The sequence below is a fragment of the Pseudomonas sp. R3-41 genome, from assembly GCF_054161485.1.
Genome location: NZ_CP096421.1, coordinates 6,360,485 through 6,385,058, shown reverse-complemented (window position 1 = coordinate 6,385,058; position 24,574 = coordinate 6,360,485). Strand labels below are relative to the sequence as shown.

Sequence of the window (24,574 nt, the reverse complement as noted above, 5' to 3'; positions counted from 1 at the left end):
GAGTGGGAGCAGTTTAGAGGAACAAGCCGGGACCCGGGCGACTTCCTTCGGGGAATCTGACGCCCACTTTGCCGATCTTGTTCCCGTCCATGGCCGCGACGGTCCACAGGGTATTGTTCCAGTCCACTTGGTCGCCGACTACTGGCGCACCGCCCACTTTCTGGGCAATGAAGCGGCCCAGGGTCATGTCTGGATCGATGCCGTCCAGCTTCAACCCGTAGAGTGCGGCAACCGCGGCCAGCTGGGCGTCTCCTTCGAGTACGAAGTCGCCGAAGAAGCGCAAATCCAAGCCTCGTTGCGGTGCCTGGCTGAACAGTTTTCCAAGGGCTGGCAAATCGTGTTCATGGCCGATAACACACAGCAAATCATCGACTTCCAGCACCGTACTACCCGACGGATGGAGCAATTGCTGGCCACGAAACAGGGCCGCGATGCGGGTTCCATCGGGCATTTTCAGGTCCCGCAGGGGCGAACCGATGCACCATTTTTCCTTGCCCAGGCGATAGATGAACAGCTCCCACTCGCTGGTGACGTGCACTTCCAGCGCGGCCCGGGAAATCGGCAGTGGCTCGGGCGGGACGGTCACATGCAACAACTTGGCGACCCACGGCAAGCTCGTGCCCTGTACCAGCAGCGAAACCAGCACGATAAAAAATGCCAGGTTGAAATAGAGCTGCGCCTGGGGCAGGCCGGCCATCAGCGGGAACACCGCCAGGATGATCGGCACCGCGCCGCGCAGCCCGACCCAGGAGATAAACGCTTTTTCACGACCATGGAACGCCTTGAACGGCAGCAGGCCGACCATGACCGACAGCGGGCGGGCAAACAGGATCATCCACAACGCCAGCCCCAGGGCCGGCAGGGCGATCGGCAACAGGTCGTGAGGCGTGACCAGCAGCCCCAGCACCAGGAACATGCCGATCTGCGCCAGCCATGCCATGCCATCGAGCATGTGCAGGATGCCATGGCGGCTGCGCACCGGACGGTTGCCCAGTACCAGGCCGCACAGGTACACCGCCAGGAAGCCACTGCCGTGCAGGGCGTTGGTCAGGGCGAACACGGCCAGGCCGCCGCTGATAACCAGGATCGGGTAGAGCCCGTTGGCCAGGTTGATGCGGTTGACCATCTGCAGCATGAGCCAGCCACCGCCCAGGCCGATCACGGCGCCAATCCCGAACTCTTGCACCAGATGCCCCAACAAGCTCCAGTGCAGGCCGGTTTCACCGCTGGACAGCATGCCGATCAAGGTGACGGTGAGGAACACCGCCATGGGGTCGTTGCTGCCGGACTCGATTTCCAGGGTGGCGCTGACCCGTTCGTTCAGGCCTTTGCCGCCCAGCAGCGAGAACACCGCTGCGGCGTCGGTGGAGCCGACGATGGCGCCGATCAACAAGCCCTGCATCAGATTGAGGTCAAACAGCCACGCCGCCGCCAGGCCGGTCAGTCCGGTGGTAATCAACACCCCGACCGTCGCCAGCGACAACGCCGGCCACAGCGCCACGCGAAAGCTCGACACCCGCGTACGCAAGCCGCCATCGAGCAGGATGACCGCCAACGCGAGGTTGCCGACCAGATAGGCCGTGGCGTAGTTATCGAAAAGAATACCGGCGCCGTCGACACCGGCCGCCATGCCCACGGCCAGGATGATCACCAGGATCGGAATGCCCAGGCGGGACGAAAGAGAACTCACCAGGATGCTCGCACCTACCAGCAACGCGCCGATCAAGAACAGGCTGTTGATGGTCGTTGCAGTCAAAGGCGTTACTCCGGGAGAACTGAAGGACGGGCGCAAACTGACCATGCAGTCTGCGTGCCAGCGATTCTAACCTGTTGAAATGTGATGCTGTCAAAAAAGGTTTGGGAGATCGGGTTCTGGGTGCAGCCCATGTGGCGAGGGAGCTTGCTCCCGCTCGGCTGCGAAGCAGTCGTCGCTTTTCAGGACGGGGCCGCTGCGCGACCCAGCGGGAGCAAGCTCCCTCGCCACAAAAGCCGGATAGTTGATCGCCCACATTTGGTGAGCGATCAACAACTGCGCGGATTAAAGGCTGAACCGCCCAACCATGCTGTTCAGGTCCACGGCCAGACGCGACAGTTCGGCGCTGGCGGCACTGGTCTGGTTGGCGCCGGTGGCCGATTGCACCGACAGGTCGCGGATGTTCACCAGGTTGCGATCCACTTCACGGGCCACCTGGGCCTGTTCTTCGGCGGCGCTGGCGATCACCAGGTTGCGTTCGTTGATCTCGACGATGGCGCTGTTGATTGTGTCCAGGGACATGCCGGCGCCGCGGGCGATGTTCAGCGTCGACTCGGCGCGTTCGGTGCTGTTGCGCATCGAATCCACGGCCTGTTCGGTGCCGCTCTGGATGCTGCCGATCATGCGTTCGATTTCGCTGGTCGACTGCTGGGTGCGATGGGCCAGGGCACGGACTTCGTCGGCGACCACGGCAAAGCCTCGTCCGGCCTCACCGGCGCGAGCGGCTTCGATGGCGGCGTTCAGGGCCAGCAAGTTGGTCTGGTCGGCCAGGCCGCGGATCACATCCAGAACCTTGCCGATATCCCGGGACTCGTTGGCCAGGTTGCCGATCAACGAGGCAGTGCTTTGTACGTCGGCACTCATGCGTTCGATGGCGCCGACGGTTTCCTGCACCAGGTCGCGGCCGTCGCCAGCGGACGTAGTGGCGTTCCTGGACGCTTCTGACGTGCTGACGGCGTTGCGGGCGACTTCTTCCACGGCGCTGGTCATCTCGTTGACCGCCGTGGCGGCCTGTTCGATTTCGTTGTTCTGCTGGGTCAGGCCACGGGCGCTTTCGTCGGTGACGCTGTTGAGTTCTTCAGCGGCGGAGGCCAATTGCGTAGCCGAACCGGAGATCCGCTGCAAGGTGTCGCGCAGTTTGTCCTGCATGGTCGACATCGCCCGCAGCAGGCGGCCGGCTTCGTCGCTGCCGTCAACGGTGATCGGCCGGGTCAGGTTGCCCTTGGCGATTTCCTCGGCGGCATCCAATGCGTTGGCGATCGGCTTGGTGATGCTGTTGGTCAGCAGCCAGGCGAACAGCACGGTCAGGCCAGTGGCGATGACCAGCAGGGTGACGACCCAGTTGAACGCGGTGGAATATTGTTGCGCCGCGTTTTTATTGAATGCTTCCGCTTGCTGGTTGTTGATGTCTGTCAAACGAGCCAGCACGGCGTTGATGGCGTCGGAATTGCTCATCAGCTCGGTGTTGAGCAGCGCTTGCAGTTCGTTGACCTGATTGTTGCGTGACAGGGTTTTCATCCGCTCTTCGAGCTGGCGGTACTGATTGAGCAGCTGCACGTACTGCTCATACGCGGCCCGTTCTTCAGGCGCGCTGATGAGTTTTTCATAGGCCGTCTGTGCGGCGCGGACCTGCTGGTTGCGCTGCTCGAACAGATCCAGGGTTTTTTGCTGGGTATCCGCTTCGCGGTTGGTCAGCAGGCGATAGGACAACACGCGCAAACGCAGGGTGAGCTGGGTGAAGTCGTTCAGGGCCTTGATACTGGGGACGCTGTTCTGGGCGATGTTGTCGTCAGATACCCGAATCTTGCTCATCTGGCTGAGGGCAAACACCCCAAGGGCCAGCATCAGGGCGCCGATCAGGGCAAACCCCAGGAACGCCCGCGGCGCGATGTTCATATTACGTAGGGACATGGAAGTTACCGTGAAGAAGCGCGTCCGTGCGGGGCTGTGACTGGTTTCACTGACTTATCGGTCCAGCGACCGAAGTCTTGAGTGCCGTGCGTGCTTTTGTCGCAGTGCAGCGGTCGCCGTGCGACGAAGGGTAGGAACCAGATGCTTGAATCGCAGTCTCTACAGCTCGCGAGCGAAGCGCCGCCACTGCGTAAAGCGTGGCATCGGCGGTGACTTTTCTTTATCGTACGCGCCCCTTGGAAAAGCCTGGAAATCAATATGTTGGAAGCATCCCTCAGCCAACTGGAGCAACTGGTCAACGACCTGGTGCAACAGAATCTGCAACTCACCGGCCTGAACGAAGCCCTGAGCGCCGAACTTGCCAAGGCCAAGGATGAAAACGAAAGCCTGCAACTGAGCCTGATGGAACAGGAAGAACTGCACGGCGCCACTGCGGCCCGCATCCAGGCCCTGATCGAGCGCGCCAGCGCCGGTCCTGTCAGCGCATGAAGCACGGCGCCGATGGGGTGACGGTCATCTCGATCCTGGGAGAAGACTATTCAATCAAAGCGCCGGCCGGGCAGGAACAGGCCCTGCTGGACGCCGCTTCGATGCTCAAGGCCGCACTGGCCGATACCAAAAGGAAATACCCGACGCTGATCGGTGATCGCCTGCTGGTATTGGCGGCGATGAACCTGTGTTCGCAGCAGATGGAAATGCAGAAGCAGCATCAAGCGGAACTCGACCGTTACCAAGAGCAGGTCAGCGCCACGGTCGAGGTGATTGCCAAGACGATTCAGCAGGTCTGACCAAGGTCTGGCCGTGAGCTAATTGTGGGAGCGGGCTTGCTCGCGAAGGCGGTATGTCAGTTGCAATTGATTTGCCTGATCCACCGCCTTCGCGAGCAAGCCCGCTCCCACAGTTAGATATTGGTGAACACAAAATCTGTATTCACACCTGTCCCTGTGGGAGCGAGCCTGCTCGCGATTGGATCTCAGCCACACCACAAGCGCTGGCTCAGAACCACTCATCCCGCATCCCCAGGCACGTATCATCCCGCGCCTCAAGAATCGCCAGCTCATGGTGACACCCCGGTACTTCCCAGGTCAGGAAATAGCGCGCCGCTTGCAGCTTGCCTTTATAGAAGTCGCTGTCCGCCGCGTTGCCCTTGGCCAGGCCTTCCTCGGCACGAATCGCTTGCTCCAGCCAGCGCCAGCCAATCACCATGTGCCCGAACACCTTAAGGTACAGCGCCGAGTTGGCGAGGCTGCCGTTGACCTTGCCCTGGGCCAAGTCCGTCAGCAAACCGAGGGTGACGGTTTGCAGGCGCGCCACCAACGCTTCCAGCGGCTGGCGCAGCGGCGTCAGCGATGAGTGCGCCTGGGCCCGCTCCGTGGTGTCGGCCACCAGGCGGATCAACTGCTTGAGACCGGCACCGCCGTTCTGCGCCAATTTGCGTCCCAGCAGGTCCAGGGATTGGATGCCGTGGGTGCCTTCATGGATCGGGTTCAAACGGTTGTCGCGGTAGTACTGCTCCACCGGGTATTCGCGGGTGTAGCCGTGGCCGCCGAGAATCTGGATCGCCAGTTCGTTGGCTTTCAGGCAGAACTCCGAGGGCCAGGATTTGACGATGGGGGTCAGCAGGTCCAGCAGTTCATGGGCGCGCCGACGTTCGGCTTCGCTTTCCAGGGTGGTGGTGTCGTCGAACAGCCGGGCTGCATAAAGGCCCAGGTCAAACGAACCCTCGACGTAGGCCTTCTGGGTCAGCAGCATGCGCCGCACGTCGGCGTGCTGGATGATTGCCACGGGGGGGGTGGTCGGGTCCTTGCTGTCGGGCACCCGTCCTTGCGGGCGTTCGCGGGCGTACTCAAGGGAATACAGGTAACCGGCGTAACCGAGCATCACCGCGCCCATGCCGACGCCGATCCGCGCCTCGTTCATCATCTGGAACATATAGCTCAGGCCGTGGTGCGGTTTGCCAACCAGGTAACCGACACAGTCGCCGTTGTCGCCGAAATTCAACGCGGTGGACGTGGTGCCGCGCCAGCCCATCTTGTGGAACAACCCGGCCAGCAACACGTCGTTACGCGGGCCGAGGCTGCCGTCGTCGTTGACCAGGAACTTGGGCACGATAAACAACGAAATGCCTTTCACGCCCGGCGGTGCATCCGGCAATTTCGCCAAGACCATGTGCACGATGTTTTCCGACAGCGGATGGTCGCCGCCGGAGATGAAGATCTTGTTGCCCTTGAGTCGATAGGTACCGTCGGATGCCGGCTCTGCGCGCGTACGAATATCCGACAGCGATGAGCCAGCGTGGGGCTCGGTCAGGGCCATGGTGCCGAAGAAGCGTCCGTCGATCATCGGTTGCAGGAAGCGTTGCTTCTGATCATCGCTGCCGAAACTTTCGATCAGGTTCGCCGCGCCCATGGTCAGGAACGGGTAAGAGGTCGACGCGGCATTGGCTGACTGGAAGTGCGCGAAACAGGCCTGGGACAGCAATGTTGGCAGTTGCATGCCACCGGCCTCGAAACTGCGCGCGGCATTGAGGAACCCGGCCTCCAGGAAGGCATCCACCGCAGGTTTCACCTCGGGAATCAGGATCGCCTCGCCGTTCTCGTAGCGCGGTTCGTTTTCATCATTCTTGCGGTTGTGAGGCGCGAAAAATTTCTCGGCGATGCTGCGGGCCGTGCCGAGGGCAGCGTCGAAGGTTTCGCGATTGTGCTCGGCAAACCGCTCGCGCTGAGTCAGGCCCTCTGCATCGAGGACTTCGTACAGCTCGAAAGCCAGATTGCGGGAACTGAGCAGCGTCTCGGACATGGCGGCTTACCTTTTCTTGGGATGGGCCGAGTCTAGGCGTGGGAATGGAGGCTGAACAGGATGATTGATGGTAGTGATGCAGAGGTGAGGGCGACACTAATCCCAATGTGGGAGCGAGCTCTGTGGGATCAGGCTTTGTGGGAGCAAGGCTTGCCCGCGATGAAAACGCCGCGGTCTCTTGAGGACCGCAGCGCCTGAATCGCGAGCAAGCTTTGCTCCCACAAAGCCGGCTCCCACAGGGATTGGATTGCCAGGCACCCCTTGCAGGTGCCTGGTTTACAGCGGTTTAGCCGATAGTCATCAAGCTGGCGTTACCACCCGCGGCCGCGGTATTGACGCTCAAGGCCCGCTCGATCACCAGGCGCTCCAGCGCCACGCCGGTTTCGCCCTGGGACAGGCCATGGACCCCGACGATGGCACCGGCGCGCTTGGGTACCTGCTGGCAAACGCCGCGCAGTTGGTCTGAATCGCCGTGATGCAGGACCGCGTCGAACAGCACATCGTCCTTGGTCCAGTCGGCCACCCGCTGGATGCGTGCCTGCAGGTCTTTTGGCAAGCGTGCGAACAAAGCCTTGCTGGTCTCGGTTTCCGGCCACACGGCCGAGCCGCCCACGGCCAGTACGGCCGCCAGTTGCGTCAGCAGGTCACCTTCCACGTCGGCCAGGCACAACACGTGCTCGCGCGGCAGGATGGCGTAGCTGTTGCGCTCGCCGGTCGGGCCGGTCAGGGTCCGGGTAATACCGCTTTGCGACTGGGCTGCGAACTGCACGCACAGGGCGCTCAGCTCGGCGAGCTTCTGGCTGTCGGCCCAGGCTTGCAGCGCGGTCAGCGGTTTGCTCATGGCGTCGCGCAAACGCAGGTCCGGCGCGGTGAGGGCATCACCACGGGCGAAGGATTGCTGGATCGCATCGGTAGGACGTGTCGACAGCAGGCGGTACAGGTACAGCGGACCGCCGGCCTTGGGACCGGTGCCCGACAGGCCTTCGCCACCAAACGGCTGCACACCGACCACAGCACCGACAATGTTGCGGTTCACGTACACGTTGCCCGCATGCACATTGTCGATGACCTTGGCGATGGTCTCGTCGATGCGGGTGTGCACGCCCAGGGTCAGGCCATAGCCGGAAGCGTTGATCTGGTTGATCAACTGATCCAGCTCCTTGCGCTTGTAACGCACCACGTGCAGCACCGGACCGAAGATTTCACGCTGCAACTCGTCGAAGCTTTCCAGTTCGATCAAGGTCGGCATCACGAAGGTGCCGCGCTTGCACTCGTCACTGTCGGCGATTGCCATCTGGTACACGGCGCGACCCTTGTCGCGCATGGCCTGGATGTGTTTCTCGATGCCGGCCTTGGCTTCGGCGTCGATTACCGGGCCGATGTCCACGGACAGGCGCTCAGGATTGCCGAGGCGCGATTCGGCCATGGCACCCTTGAGCATTTCGATGACGCGGTCGGCGGAATCTTCCTGCAAGCACAGGACCCGCAGGGCCGAGCAACGCTGGCCGGCGCTGTCGAAGGCCGATGACACCACATCGATGACCACTTGTTCGGTCAGGGCCGAGGAATCGACGATCATCGCGTTCTGGCCACCGGTCTCGGCGATCAGCGGGATCGGCCGGCCCTGGTTGTCCAGGCGTCCGGCGATGTTGCGTTGCAGCAGGCGGGCAACTTCGGTGGAACCGGTGAACATCACGCCCTTGACGCGCTCGTCACCCACCAGGCGGGCACCGACGGTTTCGCCGCGACCCGGCAGCAGTTGCAGGACGCCTTCCGGAATACCGGCTTCGAGCATCAGGCGCACCGCCTGGGCCGCGACCAGTGGGGTCTGTTCGGCGGGCTTGGCCAGAACCGGGTTGCCGGCGGCCAGAGCGGCAGCGACCTGGCCGCTGAAAATTGCCAGTGGGAAGTTCCACGGGCTGATGCAGACCACCGGGCCCAATGGGCGGTGGGCGTCGTTGGTGAAATCGTTGCGCGCCTGCACTGCGTAGTAGCGCAGGAAGTCCACGGCTTCACGTACTTCGGCAATCGCGTTGGCGAAGGTCTTGCCGGCTTCGCGGGCCAGCAGGCCCATCAGCGGCTGGATCTCACCTTCCATCAGGTCGGCGGCACGCTCGAGGATCGCAGCGCGCTCGGCCGGTGGCGTGGCCTGCCAGATCGGTGCGGCGTTGAGGGCGCACTGAATGGCGTTGTCGACGTCGGCAACCGTGGCTTCCTGCACATGGCCAACCACATCGCGGTGATCGGACGGGTTGAGCACCGCTGCCGGGCTTTCTTCGCTAGCGGCGCAACCGAGCATCGGCACGGCTTTCCAGTCGTTATGGGCGGTAGCCAGCAGGGCGCAAGACAGCGATGCCAGGCGATGTTCGTTCGCCAGGTCGATGCCGCTGGAATTGGCGCGGTCGCTGCCGTACAGGTCGCGTGGCAGTGGGATGCGCGGGTGCGGCAGGCCGAAACCGCCTTCCAGGGTTGCCATCTGCTCGATGCTGGCCACTGGATCGGCGACCAGTTCCTGGATGGAAATCGACTGGTCGGCGATGCGGTTGACGAACGAAGTATTCGCGCCGTTTTCCAGCAAGCGACGTACGAGGTAGGCCAGCAGTGTTTCGTGGGTGCCGACCGGGGCGTACACACGGCACGGACGGTTCAGCTTGCCTTCGGAGACCTTGCCTACAACCTGTTCGTACAGCGGTTCACCCATGCCGTGCAGGCACTGGAATTCATACTGGCCCGGGTAATAGTTCTGACCAGCGATGTGGTAAATGGCCGACAGCGTATGGGCGTTGTGCGTGGCGAACTGCGGGTAGATGACTTCCGGCACCGACAGCAGCTTGCGGGCGCAAGCGATGTAGGACACGTCGGTGTACACCTTGCGGGTATAGACCGGGTAGCCTTCCAGGCCTTCGACCTGGGCGCGCTTGATCTCGCTGTCCCAGTACGCGCCTTTTACCAGGCGAATCATCAAGCGGTGGCGGCTGCGACGGGCGAGGTCGATGACGTAGTCGATCACATACGGGCAACGCTTCTGGTACGCCTGGATCACGAAACCGATGCCGTTCCAGCCGGTCAGTTGCGGCTCGAAGCACAGGCGCTCCAGCAGGTCCAGGGACAGTTCGAGGCGGTCGGCTTCCTCGGCATCGATGTTCAGGCCGATGTCGTACTGCTTGGCCAGCAGGGTCAGCGACAGCAGGCGCGGGTACAGCTCGTCCATGACGCGCTCGTACTGGGCGCGGCTGTAGCGCGGGTGCAGGGCCGAGAGCTTGATGGAAATGCCCGGGCCTTCATAAATCCCACGACCATGGGAGGCTTTGCCGATCGAGTGAATGGCTTGTTCGTACGAGGCCAAGTACTTCTGGGCGTCATGTTCGGTGAGTGCGGCTTCACCCAACATGTCGTAGGAATAGCGGAAACCCTTGGATTCGAACTTGCTGGCGTTGGCCAGGGCTTCGGCGATGGTTTCGCCGGTGACGAATTGCTCGCCCATCAAGCGCATGGCCATGTCGACGCCCTTGCGGATCATCGGCTCGCCGCTCTTGCCGATGATGCGGCTCAGGGACGAAGTCAGGCCTGCTTCATTGTGGGTGGCGACCAGCTTGCCGGTCAGCAACAGGCCCCAGGTGGCGGCGTTGACGAACAGCGACGGGCTGTTGCCCAGGTGTGGGTGCCAGTTGCCGGTGCTGATCTTGTCGCGGATCAGGGCATCGCGGGTACCTTTGTCCGGGATGCGCAGCAGCGCCTCGGCCAGGCACATCAGCGCCACGCCTTCCTGGGAAGACAGGGAAAACTCCTGCAACAGGCCCTGAACGATACCGGCACGGCCGCCGGCACTCTTCTGGTTACGCAGTTTTTCAGCAATCGACGCCGCCAGCTTATTGGTGGCTTCGGCCATTTCGGCCGGCAGTCGGGCCTGCTCCATCAGCATCGGCACCACTTCCGGCTCCGGGCGACGGTAAGCAGCGGTGATGGAGGCGCGCAGGACCGATTGCGGCAGGATGCTCTCGGCAAACTCGAGGAAGCATTGGTGAGCGTGGTCGACCTGTACATCGCCAGCGTCGTCGCTGTCGGCACGAGGGGAACCGTTCAGCTCGGTCAGGGTTGCACCACCCTCGAGTTTTTCCAGGTAATTGAAAATTGCCTGCTTGATCAGCCAGTGCGGCGTGCGATCAATCGAGGTTGCGGCCGCCTTGAGGCGTTCGCGGGTCGGGTCGTCGAGTTTGACCCCAAGGGTGGTGGTAGCCATATTTTTATCCTCATGTTTACCACGTATGGCGTGGCATCAGCTGGCGGCAAGATTAGCTGCGCGCTGATTGAGGTGCAACCGGGTGCAACCCTTTTTTTCTCGAAATGACAGGCAGCTCATCTGGAAGTAAATACTGCCCGGTCGTTCCTGCACCGCCTTAGTGCTTTGGCTTCTAGAGAAGGGCCGTTCACTGCACTAAAAGGGAGCAAAAAACAGCGATTTCGCGACAAAACCGATCAGGTGCAACTTATTCGAGCGAAACTGGTTGCACCTTATTTGATTTGTTGAATAGCATTCGCGGCCAAGGTGCAACCGGTTCCAAGCCGAGGGGCATCGGCTGATGGCTTTCCTGGGGAAACATCAGTCATAAATTCGCGGGACTGCAAATCGTTGCTACAACTTCAGCGTTGTCGACGTTTTCAACTGCCACCGCATCATAAAAACAAAGCCAGGGCGTAACTCATGAGTGTTAGTAATCCCACCTTGATCACTTTCGTGATCTACATCGCAGCCATGGTCCTGATCGGCCTGATGGCTTACCGCTCCACCAATAACCTTTCCGACTACATCCTGGGCGGTCGCAGCCTCGGCAGCGTGGTCACGGCGTTGTCCGCCGGTGCTTCCGACATGAGCGGCTGGTTGTTGATGGGTTTGCCGGGTGCCATCTACATGTCCGGCCTGTCGGAAAGCTGGATCGCCATCGGCCTGGTCATCGGTGCCTACCTGAACTGGCTGTTCGTGGCCGGTCGCCTGCGAGTGCAGACCGAGCACAACGGTGACGCCCTGACGCTGCCGGATTACTTCTCCAGCCGTTTCGAAGACACGAGCGGCCTGCTGCGGATCATCTCTGCGGTGGTGATCCTGGTGTTCTTCACCATCTACTGCGCTTCCGGCATCGTGGCCGGTGCCCGTCTGTTCGAAAGCACCTTCGGCATGTCCTACGAGACCGCGCTGTGGGCCGGTGCTGCCGCGACCATCGCCTATACCTTCGTTGGTGGTTTCCTGGCGGTGAGCTGGACCGACACCGTACAAGCCACCCTGATGATCTTCGCGCTGATCCTCACGCCGATCATCGTACTGTTGGCCACCGGCGGCGTGGACACCACGTTCCTGGCGATCGAAGCGAAAGATCCTACGTCCTTCGACATGCTGAAAAACACCACCTTCATCGGCATCATCTCGCTGATGGGCTGGGGCCTGGGCTACTTCGGTCAACCGCACATCCTGGCGCGCTTCATGGCGGCGGATTCGGTCAAGTCGATTGCCAAGGCGCGTCGTATCTCCATGGCCTGGATGATCCTGTGCCTGGGCGGCACCGTGGCGGTCGGCTTCTTCGGTATTGCTTACTTCTCGGCGCACCCTGAAGTGGCCGGTCCCGTGACCGAAAACCCTGAGCGCGTGTTCATCGAGCTGGCGAAGATCCTGTTTAATCCATGGGTTGCTGGCGTGTTGCTGTCGGCCATCCTGGCGGCGGTGATGAGCACCCTGAGCTGCCAGCTGCTGGTGTGCTCCAGTGCCCTGACCGAAGACTTCTACAAGACCTTCCTGCGCAAGAGCGCTTCCCAGCTGGAACTGGTCTGGGTCGGTCGCGCCATGGTGCTGCTGGTGGCCTTGGTCGCCATTGCCCTGGCCGCCAACCCGGAAAACCGCGTACTGGGCCTGGTGAGCTACGCCTGGGCCGGCTTCGGTGCCGCCTTCGGTCCGGTGGTCCTGATCTCCGTGGTCTGGAAGAACATGACTCGCAACGGCGCCCTGGCCGGTATCCTGGTCGGCGCGATCACCGTCGTGGTCTGGAAGCATTTCGAGCTGCTGGGTCTGTACGAAATCATCCCAGGCTTCATCTTCGCCAGCCTGGCTATCTACTTCGTCAGCAAGATGGGCACGCCTACCACCGGTATGGTGCAGCGCTTCGAAGCGGCCGAGAAAGATTTCCGTCTGAACCAGTAAGACTTTCTGCGCGGCCTTGAGCCCGCAGGTGATCCAATGTGGCGAGGGAGCTTGCTCCCTCGCCACGGATATCACTTCATCTCGGCATCAGGCTGGTTGAGAAAGATCAACACGCCCAGGATCGCCATGTAGAACCTGAACGCAGCGTCCTGGCCATTCCAGATTTCTGATTGCCACATCAGGAACCATTCGCCGCCGACCACCATGAAACCAAAGAACCAGACGAAGAAACCGACCGTCAAGCCGGCCACGGTCCATCGTTTGGCGCGGGCAAATGCCCCGGCCTCGGCCCGGCGTGCCTGCCACAGTTTCACTGCGCCGTAGCCCAGCAGCCCCGCCGTCAATGCCTCGCCGAAGATGATCAGCCAATAGGCGCCGTGCCACATCCACGGTTTATCGAGGGCGCGATACCGGGCGGCATTGTCGGGGAAGGTGGTGTCCATGCTCAGTACATGCTGGACGAAATTGAAGTTGGAGCGGTAGTCCGTGAGGTTGTTGAACACCGTCAGGAAGGCGAATGCAGCGAGTGCCAGGGTCATTGCGATTTTTGCGTAGCGTGTCGTCATGTCCTGCGTCCTTTGCTTTTTTGCGACCGGCGCACGTTATCACGCCCACTGTTGGCAAGAGATCGAGCACGTTGCAAGAAACTGCTGATTCGTTTGTAGGACGGTAGCGGTTGGTCGTGATGCTTCGAATGTCTATCGGAAAATGCATCACGCTTAGCAGCTTTTAGCTTCTTGGATGTAGGGCAAATCTGTTTTTTTGCGCCTCCAATACACGTCCCTGGTGCTCATGCAGAATCATCCGCCTCCATTCAGCAGAGGCACATAGGATGTTCCCGCCGCGATTCACGCTGACGCTCGACAACCCGCCGAGCGAGCTCAAGGTGCTTGAGTTCAAGGGCACGGAAGCCATCAGCCAGCCCTATCGTTTTGACTTGGAACTGGTCAGCGAACGGTCCGACCTGGCACTGGAAGAGCTTCTGCATCGTCAGGCATTTCTGGGGTTCGACGACCGGGAGGGTGGCATACACGGTCAGCTCTATAGCGTCGCCCAAGGCGACTCGGGCAAGCGTCTGACCCGCTACCAGGTCACTTTGGTACCGCGCCTGGCCTACTTGCGCCATCGTATCAACCAGCGGATCTTCCAGCACTTGAGCGTGCCCGCTATCGTCGCCCAAGTCTTGAAGGATCACGGGATCCTGGCGGGTGCCTACGAATTCACCCTCGCAGGGCAATACCCCGAGCGTGAATACTGTGTGCAGTACGGTGAAAGCGACCTGGCGTTCATTGAGCGGGTCTGCGCTGAAGTCGGTATCCACTACCATTTTCGCCACCGCCCTGACGGTCATCTGCTGGTGTTCGGTGATGACCAGACCGTGTTTCCTTGCCTGCCCGAATCGACGCTGTACCTTTCCGACAGCGGCATGGCTGCCGACGCGCCGGCCATCAAGCGCTTGGCGGTGCAAATTCAGACCCATACCACGGCCGTGACGTTGCGCGACTACGACTTCCGCAAGCCTGGCGTGACATTGCAAGCCGAGCTCTACAATCGGCAACGTCCTGTTCTTGAGGACTATCGGTACCCTGGTGGGTTCTGCGACCGTGACGATGGCAAGCACCTGACCCGACGCACCCTTGAGCGTCACGGCGCCAATTATCGCGTGGCACAGGGCGACAGCGATGACAGCGCCTTCGTCAGCGGGCATTTTATGCGCATCAAGGACCATCCCCGGGAACAGTGGAACGATCTGTGGCTCCTGACCCAGATCAACCATCATGGCCGTCAACCCCAGGTGCTGGAAGAAACAGCCTCCTCCAGTCCGGATGAATTCCAGGGTTATAGAAATACCTTCCTCGCCACGCCATGGGACGTGTTCTTTCGTCCGTCCTTGCAGCACGAAAAGCCCCATGCCCACGGCTATCAATCAGCGGTGGTGACCGGGCCGCAGGGCAGCGAGATCCATTGCGATGAATTCGGGCGGGTCAAGGTGCAACTGGTCTGGGATCGTCACGGCCGGCGCGATGAGCATTCCAGTTGCTGGCTGCGCGTGGCCACGGGCTGGGCCCATGATCACTATGGTGCAGTGATGATTCCCCGGGTCGGCATGGAAGTGCTGGTGGGGTTCATCGATGGCGACGTGGACAAGCCGTTGGTGGTCGGTTGCCTGCCCAATGGCGCCAACCAGGTTCCGCTGGAACTGCCGGCGGACAACACCCGCAGTATCTGGCGCAGCCGGAGCAGCCCTGGTGGGGAAGGCTATAACGAGCTGCGCATCGAGGACCGCAAGGGGGCCGAGGAGATCTACCTGCGGGCCCAGCGAAACTGGACCCAGCATGTGCTGCACGACCAGCGGGTGCAGGTCGATCACGAGCGCAGTATCGTCGTCACCGGCACGGCGCGGCACGAGCTCAAGGCCGATGAGCAGCGCGTGACCCACGGAAGGCGCCGGGCTGAAGTCCGCCAGGACGATCACTTGCTGGTGAGTGGCGATCGGCATATCCGTGTGACCAGTCAGGTCTTGAACGCCGGCCAGCAGTTTCATGTCAGTGCCGGCCAGCAAGTGGTCCTGGAGGCTGGCGCCAGTGTGACCCTGCAGGCTGGCGGCCATTGGATCAACATTGGCGCCGACGGGATTTTCAGCAGCGTGCCGATCGAGGTCGGTGGGGCGCCGATGGCGGTCATGGGCGCGTCAGCGGTTTCGCCGGGCAGCGCCGGAAAGCCGGTCCCTGCGGCGGCACCTCGGCTTTCCCTGGCGCAAATCCTCAGTTTCCAAGGCTCGGCGCCGTTCTGCGAGGAATGTGAACGTTGCAGAAACGGCGTCTGCGCAGTGCCGTCGGGCTTTCACACATCTGTCGACATACAGGAGCGCCCATGAGCAGCGATCAAACGCCCCGCGCCTGGCTTGAGCACCATCCGTTGCTGGCGTCCGAGCAGCTTTTCGCTATATTCAGCAACGCCAGCAGCGCCGGGGCGTTATCGGCCTGGCGGCGCTCGATTGGCGCGACACCCACACCGATCTGGGCCGACACGCCGTATGCCGGGTGGGAAGCGGTCATGCCCTATGTGGGGCTTGTTCGCGCAGACAGTGAGTTCCTTGACTGGATAGCGGCCACCGATTCACTCGATTGGGGGTGGCTGGCAGTGTCGCGTGCCGACCAGGAAGACCTTGCCGAGCATTTGCGTGGGCTCACCCAGGTGTTGCTGCCAGGTGGCAAGGCGGTTTTCCTGCGCTTTTGGGATGGGCGGTTCATGGGGCCGATCCTGCAATCGACGGCGATGGACGCCGGGCAGCTCTTGCCGGTGATCAACCGTTGCCTGATCAACGGTCGATCCCTTGAGTTCGTGGGAGATGCCCAGCGGCCGGCCCGGATTTTTCCTTGGTGGGACGTACCGGTGGCGCTGCTGGAAGCCATGGCCGAGGCGCCGACGGAGTGTCTTGTGGATAACTTGCTCACATGGCTGGGCGAAGAGCATCCGTCTCTGTGTGAGCGGGTCGACCAGCGCATCCTGCGGTGCAAGATTGCCCACTTTCTTCAGCGATCGAAGCCGCTTGCCGCGCCCAAGGCGCCCTTGCAGGCGTACTTGCTGCGCGAGCTAGGCTGATCGTGGCGTGTCCGCCGGGCTGCCACCCCCTGACGTTCGGCGCGCTTCAAGGTAAACTCGTCGCCCTTCGCAGGAGCCGCCATGAATTATCGCCACGCCTTCCACGCCGGCAATCACGCCGACGTGTTCAAACACCTGACCTTGACCCGCCTCATCGCGCTGATGTCGCGCAAGGAACAGCCCTTTGCCTACCTCGATACCCACGCGGGCACCGGGCTGTATGACTTGCAGGGCGACCAGGCCAATCGTACCGGTGAGTATTTGGAAGGCATCGCGCGGTTGTGGGGCGAGGGCGACCTGCCGCCGTTGACTGCCGACTACATGAAAGTGCTGCACGAGATGAACCCGGACGGCCAATTGCGCTACTACCCGGGCTCGCCGGAGCTGGCGCGGCGCCTGACCCGGCCTCAGGACCGTGTGCTGCTTAATGAGAAACATCCGGAAGACGGCGTGTTGCTCAAGGACAACATGAAAGGCGACCGTCGCGTGGTGGTGCACCTGGGTGAAGGCTGGCATGTGCCGCGGGCGTTGCTGCCGGTGGCGGAAAAGCGTGCGCTGATGCTGATCGATCCACCCTTCGAACAGCTTGACGAAATGCAGCGCTGTGCCGCCTCGCTCAAGGAGGCGATTGGCCGGATGCGCCAGACGGTGGCAGCCATCTGGTACCCGGTGAAGGACCAGCGGATGTTGCGCCGCTTCTACCAGGACCTGGCTGGCACGGGCGCGCCGAAGCTGTTGCGGGTGGAACTGTTGGTGCACCCGCTGGCGACGCCCAACAGCCTGAACGGTTCCGGCCTGGCGATTGCCAACCCGCCGTGGGGACTGGAAGAAGAGTTGCGTGAGCTGCTGCCGTGGCTGTCGAAAAAGCTCGGGCAGACCCAAGGTGGGTGGCAGATGGATTGGTTGATCGCTGAGAGCTGATGGTTTGATGGCGTCTGGAAGGGCGCCTTCGCGAGCAAGCCCGCTCCCACATGGCTTTTGGGGTGTACCCCCTTATCGTGCCCGCCCCGGGCCCCTGTGGGAGCCGAGCTTGCTCGCGATGGCATCGCCTGGGTCTACCAGCTACACCGAGGTGTTTGCATCGCGGGCAAGCCTTGCTCCCACAGGCTCGCTCCCACATTGGCCCTGGTGTGCATGCAACATTTGGATATGCCGCTGGACCTGTGGGAGCGAGCCTGCTCGCGAAGCTTGTAGTCAGATCGGGCAGGTCACGCCGGTGCCGCCGATCCCGCAATAGCCTTCAGGGTTCTTCGCCAGGTATTGCTGGTGATAGGCCTCGGCGAAGTAGAACGTCGGCGCTTCTTCGATTTCGGTGGTGATGGTGCCTTTGCCGGCCTTGGTCAGCTCAGCCTGGAAGACTTGCTCGCTGTGTCTGGCCGCTGCCAGTTGAGCCGGGTTCGTGGCATAGATCACCGAACGGTACTGGGTGCCGATGTCGTTCCCCTGGCGCATGCCCTGGGTCGGGTTGTGCAGTTCCCAGAACATCTTCAGCAGCTCTTCGTAGCTGACTTTCGCTGGCTCGTAGACCACCAGCACCACTTCGCTGTGGCCGGTAAGGCCCGAGCAGACCTCTTCATACGTCGGGTTCGGCGTGAAACCGCCGGCGTAACCCACCGCGGTACTGACCACGCCTTCACGCTGCCAGAACTTGCGCTCTGCGCCCCAGAAGCAACCGAGGCCGAAGATTGCGAAGTCTACGTCCATGGCAAACGGGCCCAGTAGGGGCGCGTCGTGGACGAAGTGTTTTTCCGGCACGGTCATCGGGGTTTCACGGCCAGGCAGAGCTTGATCAGGAGTAGGAAGCACGTTTTTATTCACCAGGATTTCCGAGCGCAAGACCATGATCAGTCCTCTCAGTCAGATGGAGTTGAGCGAAATAGACCGTCAGTGTGCCTCAGAAAAGCCGCCGCAAGCTATACGCAGCTGTCAGACCAGAGGCCCGCGCGGGTAGCGCTTGAGCTTTTCGATCAGCTCCGCGCCAGGGATTGGCCGGTCGAACAGGTAGCCCTGGCCGACGTCGCAACGATGACGCCGCAGGAACGTCAGTTGCTGGGCGGTTTCGATGCCTTCGGCCACGACCTTGAGTTTCAGGTTGTGGGCCATGGCGATCACCGCCGAAGTGATTTCCATGTCGTCCTGGTTGTCGGGGATCTCATGGATGAAGCTGCGATCGATCTTGATGATGTCGATCGGGAATTTCTTCAGGTAGCTGAGGGACGAATAACCGGTGCCGAAGTCGTCCATGGCCAGGGTCAGGCCCAGGCGCTTGAGCTGGTCGAGCTGCAAGTGGGTGTCTTCGGTGGCTTCCAGCAGCAGGCCTTCGGTAAGCTCCAGCTCCAGCAGCCGCGCCGGCAGTTGTTCCTCCTTGAGGATGCTGGCGATGGAGGCGACCAGGTCCGGGTCGGAGAACTGCTTGGGTGACAAGTTGATCGCCACTTGCAGGTTACCCAGGCCGGCGGCGGTCAGCTGTTTGCTCATCCGGCAGGCCTGGCGGGCGATCCATTTGCCAATGGGGATGATCAGGCCGGTTTCTTCGGCCACGCTGATGAACTGGTCCGGGCGGATCATGCCTTTTTCCGGATGGTTCCAGCGCAGCAGCGCTTCCATGCCCAACAGGCGACCGCTGCGCAGGCACAGCTTGGGCTGGTAGAAGACATCCAGTTCGTTCTGGGTCAAGGCACGTCGCAGGTTGTTTTCCACGAACAGCTTGTAGCTGGCCTCGGCATTCAGTGCTTCGGTGAACACTTGGACCTGATGCTTGCCGTTGGCCTTGGCCTTGTGCAGGGCGAGGCCGGCATTGCGCATCAGGGTCTGCGGGTCGCGACCGTGCAGCGGCGCGCAGGCGAGGCCCACGGAGCCGGTCACGCTGATCAACTGGTTGTCGACGAACATCGGTTTGTCGAGGGTCATCAGCAACTGGCTGGCGATCTGCTGCCCGGCCTCCAGATCGGTGTCGTCCAGCAGCACCGCGAATTCGTTACTGGCGAAGCGCGCCAGGCTGCCACTGGGGCTCAAGCTGTTGCGCAGGCGCCGGGCCAGGCTGATCAACAGTTTGTCGCCGGTCTGGTGGCCGAGACTGTCGTTGATGCGCTTGAAATTGTCGATGTCCACCAGCAGCAGGCTGATGGGCGAGTCACTGTCCCGGGCGAAGCGTTCATCGAGGTTGCGGATGAACGCCGGGCGGTTGCCCAGGTTGGTCAGGTTGTCGGTGTACGCCAGGCGCTCGATGCGCTGCTGGGCCAGCTTGGTCTGGGTGATGTCTTCGTAGATGCCGATATAGTGGGTCAACTCGCGGTTGTCGCCGTAGACCTTGGAAATCGACAACTGGCCCCAGTAGGGCTCCAGGTTCTTGCGCCGGCTCTTGAACTCACCCTGCCAGCTGTTGCTCTGGGCCAGTGCCGAGGGCGCATCGAACAGCAGTTCGCTGAGGTTTTCCAGGGCCGGCAGTTCCGAAAGGCGCTGGCCGTGGACTTCCTCGGTGGTGTACTGGGTGATCGCGGTGAAGCTCGGGTTGACGTACTCCACCACGCCGTCGCAATTGACCAGCAGGAACGCGTTGGCGCTCTGCTCCACGGCCCGTTGGAACAGGTGCAGGGCGCTGGTGGCGGTGCGTCGGTTGTGGTTGTTGATAACTTGGGCGAACTGGTCCGCCAGCTCGCCGGCAAAGGCGATCTCATCCGACTGCCAGGCGCGGGTGGCGCCCACTTGTTCCAGGCACAGCACGCCCACCACTTGGCCGTCGATACGCACGCTGGCGTCGAGAATGGCATTGACGTCGCGAGCGCGCAGGTTCCCGGCCATTTCCCGGGTACGCGGGTCGCGCATCGCATTGTGGGCGTCGATGGCGCGGCAGGTCTGCAGCGCCTCCATGTAGTCGGGAAACTCGTTGGCGTCGATCACCGCTGGCAGGAAATATTCCTGGGACGCGCGGTTATAGGCGGAAATCGGCACCAGCTTGCCATCGTCGAGGTTCCAGATACTGGCGCAATCAATCTGGTAGATGTCGCAGGCGCTGCGGGTGATGAGTTCGGCCGCTTCGAGCAGGGAATTGTTGGCGCTGTAGCGTTGGCGGGTCAGCAGCAGGATCAGGTCCTGTTGGGCGCGTACACGGTCCAGGTGCTGGAGCTGTTCTTGCTGGGCGCGCTGGTTCAGTTCCAGGGCGATCTGCAGGCGCGAGTTCTGGGTTTCGAGGTCCAGGGCCGGCATGGAGGGTTCGCTTTGCAGCAAATCGTCCACCACCAGCAGGTAGCCGCGCAGCAGGTGGCGATTGTGCTGTTTATAGGCTTCGCCCGTCTCCAGTACGTTCATCGGCCCCTTGGCGGTGTGGAGCGTGTAGCGAATCTGGTAATGCGCGGCCTGGGCCAACTGCTGCTGGATGGCGTCATGCAGTTGATAGCGCGCTTCGGGTTCCATCAGGCTGGCGTAGGGCGAGCTGACCAGCGAGCACAGCTCTACCGCCGGCAGGCCGAAGTGTCGCTCGCAATTGGGGTCGAGGAACAACAGCGCCCAGCTAGCTTCATTCAGCCGTTCGAAACGCAGCATACCGAGCCGCGCGGGCACCGGTAACTGCGTCACTACCTCGGCCGCCATACGGCTGGCGGCATCGGGTTGGCTTTTCATGGGGAAACTCGCTTCGAAAATGCTGATCGCGCCGGGCTGACGCCCTCGTTATTACGGATTGGCGCAAGGTTGCATCATTGCGGCACTGGCTGACAAGAGAGATGAAGGCCAAGTGCTATAAACCTTTTATCGGCCGACAACGGGATTTCTCCAGTCGCCAGCCGATCAGAGGGCATGGAAGTTCATTGCAGCGGGATATCGACCGTCTGCAAGGGCCTGCCGTCACGGTCGTGGAAGGTGACTTGGAGGCTCTGCGCCGTGACATGCAGGCGGGCGAAGTTGTCCTGGCTCACTACTTCGCTGGTCAGTTCATAGCGGTACTCACCGCTGTCCGTGCGGGCCATGGGCCGGTGGAAAATAAAATCCGCGGCTTTTGCAAAAGGCAGCAGTTTGCTGTTGTAGAAGGGCGAGGAAACGACGGTGTTGACCTCGAAATCAGGATCCTCGCTGTGCCGCAGCCGGCTGGTCATGGAACCGTGGACGTCACCCGAAATGAACACTACGTTTTTGATCCGCTGGCGACGGATGCTGTCCAGCAGTCGCAGCCGTTGTGCCGGAAACGCCTGCCAGGCATCGCCGTCATTGCGCTTGTGGTCAGGGAAAAACATCACACTGGTGACGACGAGCTTGACCCGGGCGGGGCTGCTGACGAGCCATTCAAGCAGGGCCTGTTCCTGTTCCTGGTCGAGGATGCGCCGGTCGTCCGCCGACAGGTTGCGTTGCGTCCGGCTGTCGGTAACGAACCAATGGATATCCCCGTGGGCAAAGGTGTACCAGTAGCGGGTCAACGCCCTGTTCAATGTTCCGTCGCCTGACAGTTCATGGACGGGCCCGTGGCTGGCCTGGTAAAGCCGATAAGCGCTCATGGCATTGGCATACAGGAGGTCGTCCTGGGCGGTTCTCCTGGCGGGCCAGTTGTCTTCGATTTCATGGTCGTCGAGGATCATGTAGGTCGGGGTGCCAGCCATCAGCTTGCGGATCTGCGGCTGGGCAAATACCGTTCGGTATCTGAAGAGAATGTTTTCATAGGTTCGGTCCGGGCCGATGACATTCAGGTCATCGAGGTAAACCTGGTCGCCGGTCATCACTACCGCGCTGATCGGCGGGTCGGCTTGTTCGACGACACGATTGATGCCGGCAAAGGTGCGATCCCCGAGCGCGGGTAGCAGCGGGGTATTGGCGACGATCCGCAAGTAGCGACACGAGCCCACGATATAAGTCCGCGGCGCATCGGTTTTATCGGTCGGCGTGCGCAAGCAATAGGTGTTCCTGGGCCATTGCAAGGGCAGTTCCTGGATGGTTTGCACGGTATGGGTCGGGCTCAGGGGGCTGAACCAGCCGGCCTGGTATCCGTAGGCGGTGTCGGGTTGAAGACCTTTCAACACGATGACATCGGACATGTCGCGGTAGGCCTTCAGTTGGACAAATTGCCCTATCGACCAGCCTGTGTCCCCTCGGCGTCGGTGGCGAATGCCGGCAAATACCTGGCTGTTGCCATGATCACCGCGCAGGAATATCCGGGCATGGTCCGTGGTCGTGTGCCCGACAATCGGGCCGACGGTAGGTTTGAACATATTCGAATCCATTCGAAGTTTTAATGGGACACCCATCAAGGTGCCTTGGCGGTTCGATGCTAAAGCTCGGCGGGCGATAAATATCGATAGGGAAGGGGGCACGGGTTGTGGGGAATGACTACAAGGTGGGTAGTCATTTAAAACTTGAGCTGTAGGAAATTACCGCGTCGCCTGACCTACCGCCATCGCGAGCAGGCTCGCTCCCACAGGGGGGGGCTTGGTTGGTTTCAAGTTAAGATGCAGCGCCACAAATCCATTGTGGGAGCGAGCCTGGTGGGAGCAAAGCTTGCTCGCGATCCAGGCACCGCAGCACTCAAGAGACCGCGGTGTTTTCATCGCGGGCAAGCCTTGCTCCCACCAAGCCCGCTCCCACAGGTCTGAATTCCAGGCAAAAAAAAGCCCCGCCAAACGGACGGGGTTGAGGTACGAGCGTGGCGCTCGGAAACGGTGCGCCGAATGGCCCTCCCAAGGGAGGGCCGCCCGGTGTTACAGCAGGATGGTGCGGATGTCGCCCAGCAAGTCGCTCAGACGCTTGGTGAAGCGAGCGGCGGCGGCGCCATTGATCACTCGGTGATCGTAGGACAGCGACAGTGGCAGCATCAGCTTCGGCTGGAAGGCTTTACCGTCCCAGACTGGCTGGATGGTGGCCTTGGAGACGCCCAGGATCGCCACTTCCGGCGCGTTGACGATCGGCGTGAAGCCGGTGCCGCCAATGTGGCCGAGGCTGGAGATGGTGAAGCAGGCGCCCTGCATGTCGTCGGCGGTGAGCTTCTTGTTCCGGGCTTTTTCGGCCAGGGCAGCGGCTTCGCCAGCCAGTTGCAGCAGGCTCTTCTGGTCGACGTTGCGGATGACCGGTACCAGCAGGCCTTCCGGGGTGTCGACGGCAAAGCCGATGTGCACGTATTTCTTGCGGATCACAGCCTTGCCGCTTGGGGCCAGGGAGGCGTTGAAGTCCGGCAGTTCCTTGAGCAGGTGTGCACAGGCCTTGAGCAGCAGTGGCAGCACGGTCAGCTTCACGCCGGCCTTTTCCGCCACGGCTTTCTGCGCGACGCGGAAAGCTTCCAGCTCGGTGATATCGGCCTGGTCGAATTGAGTCACGTGCGGGATGTTCAGCCAGCTGCGGTGCAGGCTCGACGCGCCGATCTGCATCAGGCGAGTCATGGCCACTTCTTCGGTTTCGCCGAAGCGGCTGAAGTCCACCGCCGGGATCGGCGGGATGCCCGCGCCGCCGGTGGCGCCTTCGGCCGGTGCGTTCTTGGCCTTCTGCATCATGGCCTTGACGTAGGCTTGCACGTCTTCCTTGAGCACGCGACCGTGAGGGCCGCTCGGGCCTACGGCGGACAGCTCGACACCGAATTCACGGGCCAGCTGACGCACCGCAGGGCCGGCATGCACCTTGGCACCGCTAGGCGCAGGCGCAGCGGCGACAGGAGCAGGGGCTGCTTCAGCCTTGGTCGCAGGCGCGGCGGCTGGTGCTGGAGCGGCTTCAGCCTTGGCGGCTGGCGCAGGCGCGGCAGGTGCCGAGGCGCCGGCTACTTTCAGCTTCAGGATCAGGTCACCGGTGCCGACTTCGTCGTCCAGCTTGACCTCGACGCTTTCCACCACACCGGCGGCCGGCGATGGGATTTCCATGCTGGCCTTGTCGGATTCCAGGGTGATCAGCGACTGGTCGGCTTCGACGGTGTCGCCAGCCTTGACCAACACTTCGATGATCTTGGCCTTGCCCGACGAACCGATGTCCGGGACATGAATATCCTGGACGCTGGCAGCGGCAGGCGCCGCAGCGGGAGCGGGAGCCGCTTCGGCAGCCGGCGCGGCGGCAGGCTTTTCAGCCGCTGCCGGGGCAGCCGCAGGGGCGGCCGCTTCAGGCGCCGCAGCGGCGCCCTCGACTTCCAGCTCCAGCAGTTCGTCGCCTTCCTTCAAGCGGTCGCCCAGCTTCACTTTCAGGCTCTTGATGACACCGGCCTTCGGCGCAGGCACTTCCATGCTGGCCTTGTCCGATTCAAGCGTCAGGATGCTCTGGTCGGCTTCGATACGGTCGCCGACCTTCACAAACAGTTCAATTACTTCACCTTCACCGCTGCCGATGTCAGGTACGCGAATGAGTTCGCTCACGAAAATTCT

At 61.8% G+C, this 24,574-nt stretch carries 14 protein-coding genes and 2 pseudogenes; 6 read left to right on the top strand and 10 right to left on the bottom strand.

The genetic code is table 11. The features are described from left to right. Positions 1 to 13: 13 nt before the first annotated feature. From M1D99_RS27535 to M1D99_RS27525, 3 genes and pseudogenes are all read right to left on the bottom strand, one after another. On the bottom strand, positions 14 to 1,756 hold the full coding sequence (locus M1D99_RS27535; protein ID WP_186706033.1) for a potassium/proton antiporter: 1,743 nt from the start codon (positions 1,754 to 1,756) through the stop codon (positions 14 to 16). A 282-nt stretch (positions 1,757 to 2,038) separates the two neighbouring features. Further along, positions 2,039 to 2,638, bottom strand: a pseudogene (locus M1D99_RS27530) (methyl-accepting chemotaxis protein); the annotation flags it as partial. 303 nt (positions 2,639 to 2,941) lie between these two features. After that, positions 2,942 to 3,598 (bottom strand): annotated as a pseudogene (locus M1D99_RS27525) (MCP four helix bundle domain-containing protein); the annotation flags it as partial. A gap of 324 nt (positions 3,599 to 3,922) precedes the next feature. On the opposite strand from M1D99_RS27525, the gene M1D99_RS27520 reads away from it, so the two are divergent. Together M1D99_RS27520 and M1D99_RS27515 are read left to right on the top strand one after the other, a co-directional pair. Further along, entirely contained in the window at positions 3,923 to 4,153 is a 231-nt protein-coding gene (locus tag M1D99_RS27520) for a hypothetical protein (RefSeq protein ID WP_458131085.1), read from the top strand. Next, positions 4,150 to 4,452, top strand: a complete 303-nt coding sequence (locus M1D99_RS27515; RefSeq protein ID WP_186706030.1) for a cell division protein ZapA — start codon at positions 4,150 to 4,152, stop codon at positions 4,450 to 4,452. Before M1D99_RS27520 ends, M1D99_RS27515 begins: the two co-directional genes overlap by 4 nt. 208 nt (positions 4,453 to 4,660) lie before the next feature. Here the strand turns inward: M1D99_RS27515 and M1D99_RS27510 are convergent, their stop codons facing one another. Together M1D99_RS27510 and putA are read right to left on the bottom strand one after the other, a co-directional pair. Further along, positions 4,661 to 6,463: an acyl-CoA dehydrogenase gene (locus tag M1D99_RS27510; RefSeq protein ID WP_458131084.1), complete on the bottom strand. Its 1,803-nt coding sequence runs from the start codon at positions 6,461 to 6,463 to the stop codon at positions 4,661 to 4,663. 286 nt (positions 6,464 to 6,749) lie between these two features. Further along, positions 6,750 to 10,703, bottom strand: coding sequence for a trifunctional transcriptional regulator/proline dehydrogenase/L-glutamate gamma-semialdehyde dehydrogenase (gene putA, locus M1D99_RS27505; RefSeq protein ID WP_458131083.1), 3,954 nt, complete (start codon positions 10,701 to 10,703; stop codon positions 6,750 to 6,752). A 462-nt stretch (positions 10,704 to 11,165) separates the two neighbouring features. On the opposite strand from putA, the gene putP reads away from it, so the two are divergent. Further along, positions 11,166 to 12,650, top strand: coding sequence for a sodium/proline symporter PutP (gene putP, locus M1D99_RS27500; protein ID WP_186706027.1), 1,485 nt, complete (start codon positions 11,166 to 11,168; stop codon positions 12,648 to 12,650). Between the two features lie 71 nt (positions 12,651 to 12,721). On the opposite strand, the gene M1D99_RS27495 is transcribed toward putP, so the two are convergent. Continuing rightward, complete coding sequence (locus M1D99_RS27495; RefSeq protein WP_186706026.1) at positions 12,722 to 13,216, bottom strand: DUF2165 family protein; 495 nt, start codon at positions 13,214 to 13,216, stop codon at positions 12,722 to 12,724. A 266-nt stretch (positions 13,217 to 13,482) separates the two neighbouring features. Between M1D99_RS27495 and M1D99_RS27490 the strand changes: the two genes are divergently transcribed. The 3 genes from M1D99_RS27490 (at position 13,483) to M1D99_RS27480 (ending at position 17,177) form a co-directional block, all read left to right on the top strand. Next, positions 13,483 to 15,528: a type VI secretion system Vgr family protein gene (locus M1D99_RS27490; RefSeq protein ID WP_458131082.1), complete on the top strand. Its 2,046-nt coding sequence runs from the start codon at positions 13,483 to 13,485 to the stop codon at positions 15,526 to 15,528. Further along, positions 15,525 to 16,256, top strand: a complete 732-nt coding sequence (locus M1D99_RS27485; protein WP_458131081.1) for a DUF4123 domain-containing protein — start codon at positions 15,525 to 15,527, stop codon at positions 16,254 to 16,256. The genes M1D99_RS27490 and M1D99_RS27485 overlap by 4 nt, the downstream gene beginning before the upstream one ends. An 81-nt stretch (positions 16,257 to 16,337) precedes the next feature. Beyond that, entirely contained in the window at positions 16,338 to 17,177 is an 840-nt protein-coding gene (locus M1D99_RS27480; protein WP_186706023.1) for a 23S rRNA (adenine(2030)-N(6))-methyltransferase RlmJ, read from the top strand. A 273-nt stretch (positions 17,178 to 17,450) separates the two neighbouring features. On the opposite strand, the gene msrA is transcribed toward M1D99_RS27480, so the two are convergent. From msrA to aceF, 4 genes are all read right to left on the bottom strand, one after another. After that, entirely contained in the window at positions 17,451 to 18,098 is a 648-nt protein-coding gene (gene msrA / locus M1D99_RS27475) for a peptide-methionine (S)-S-oxide reductase MsrA (RefSeq protein WP_186706022.1), read from the bottom strand. 84 nt (positions 18,099 to 18,182) lie between these two features. Beyond that, complete coding sequence (locus tag M1D99_RS27470) at positions 18,183 to 20,876, bottom strand: putative bifunctional diguanylate cyclase/phosphodiesterase (protein ID WP_434572799.1); 2,694 nt, start codon at positions 20,874 to 20,876, stop codon at positions 18,183 to 18,185. A gap of 182 nt (positions 20,877 to 21,058) precedes the next feature. Further along, on the bottom strand, positions 21,059 to 22,450 hold the full coding sequence (locus tag M1D99_RS27465) for an alkaline phosphatase D family protein (protein WP_458131080.1): 1,392 nt from the start codon (positions 22,448 to 22,450) through the stop codon (positions 21,059 to 21,061). Positions 22,451 to 22,936: 486 nt separating this feature from the next. Continuing rightward, positions 22,937 to 24,565 carry a dihydrolipoyllysine-residue acetyltransferase gene (gene aceF / locus M1D99_RS27460; RefSeq protein WP_434572797.1) on the bottom strand — a complete coding sequence of 543 codons (1,629 nt, stop codon included), beginning with the start codon at positions 24,563 to 24,565 and terminating at the stop codon, positions 22,937 to 22,939. Positions 24,566 to 24,574: the final 9 nt, after the last annotated feature.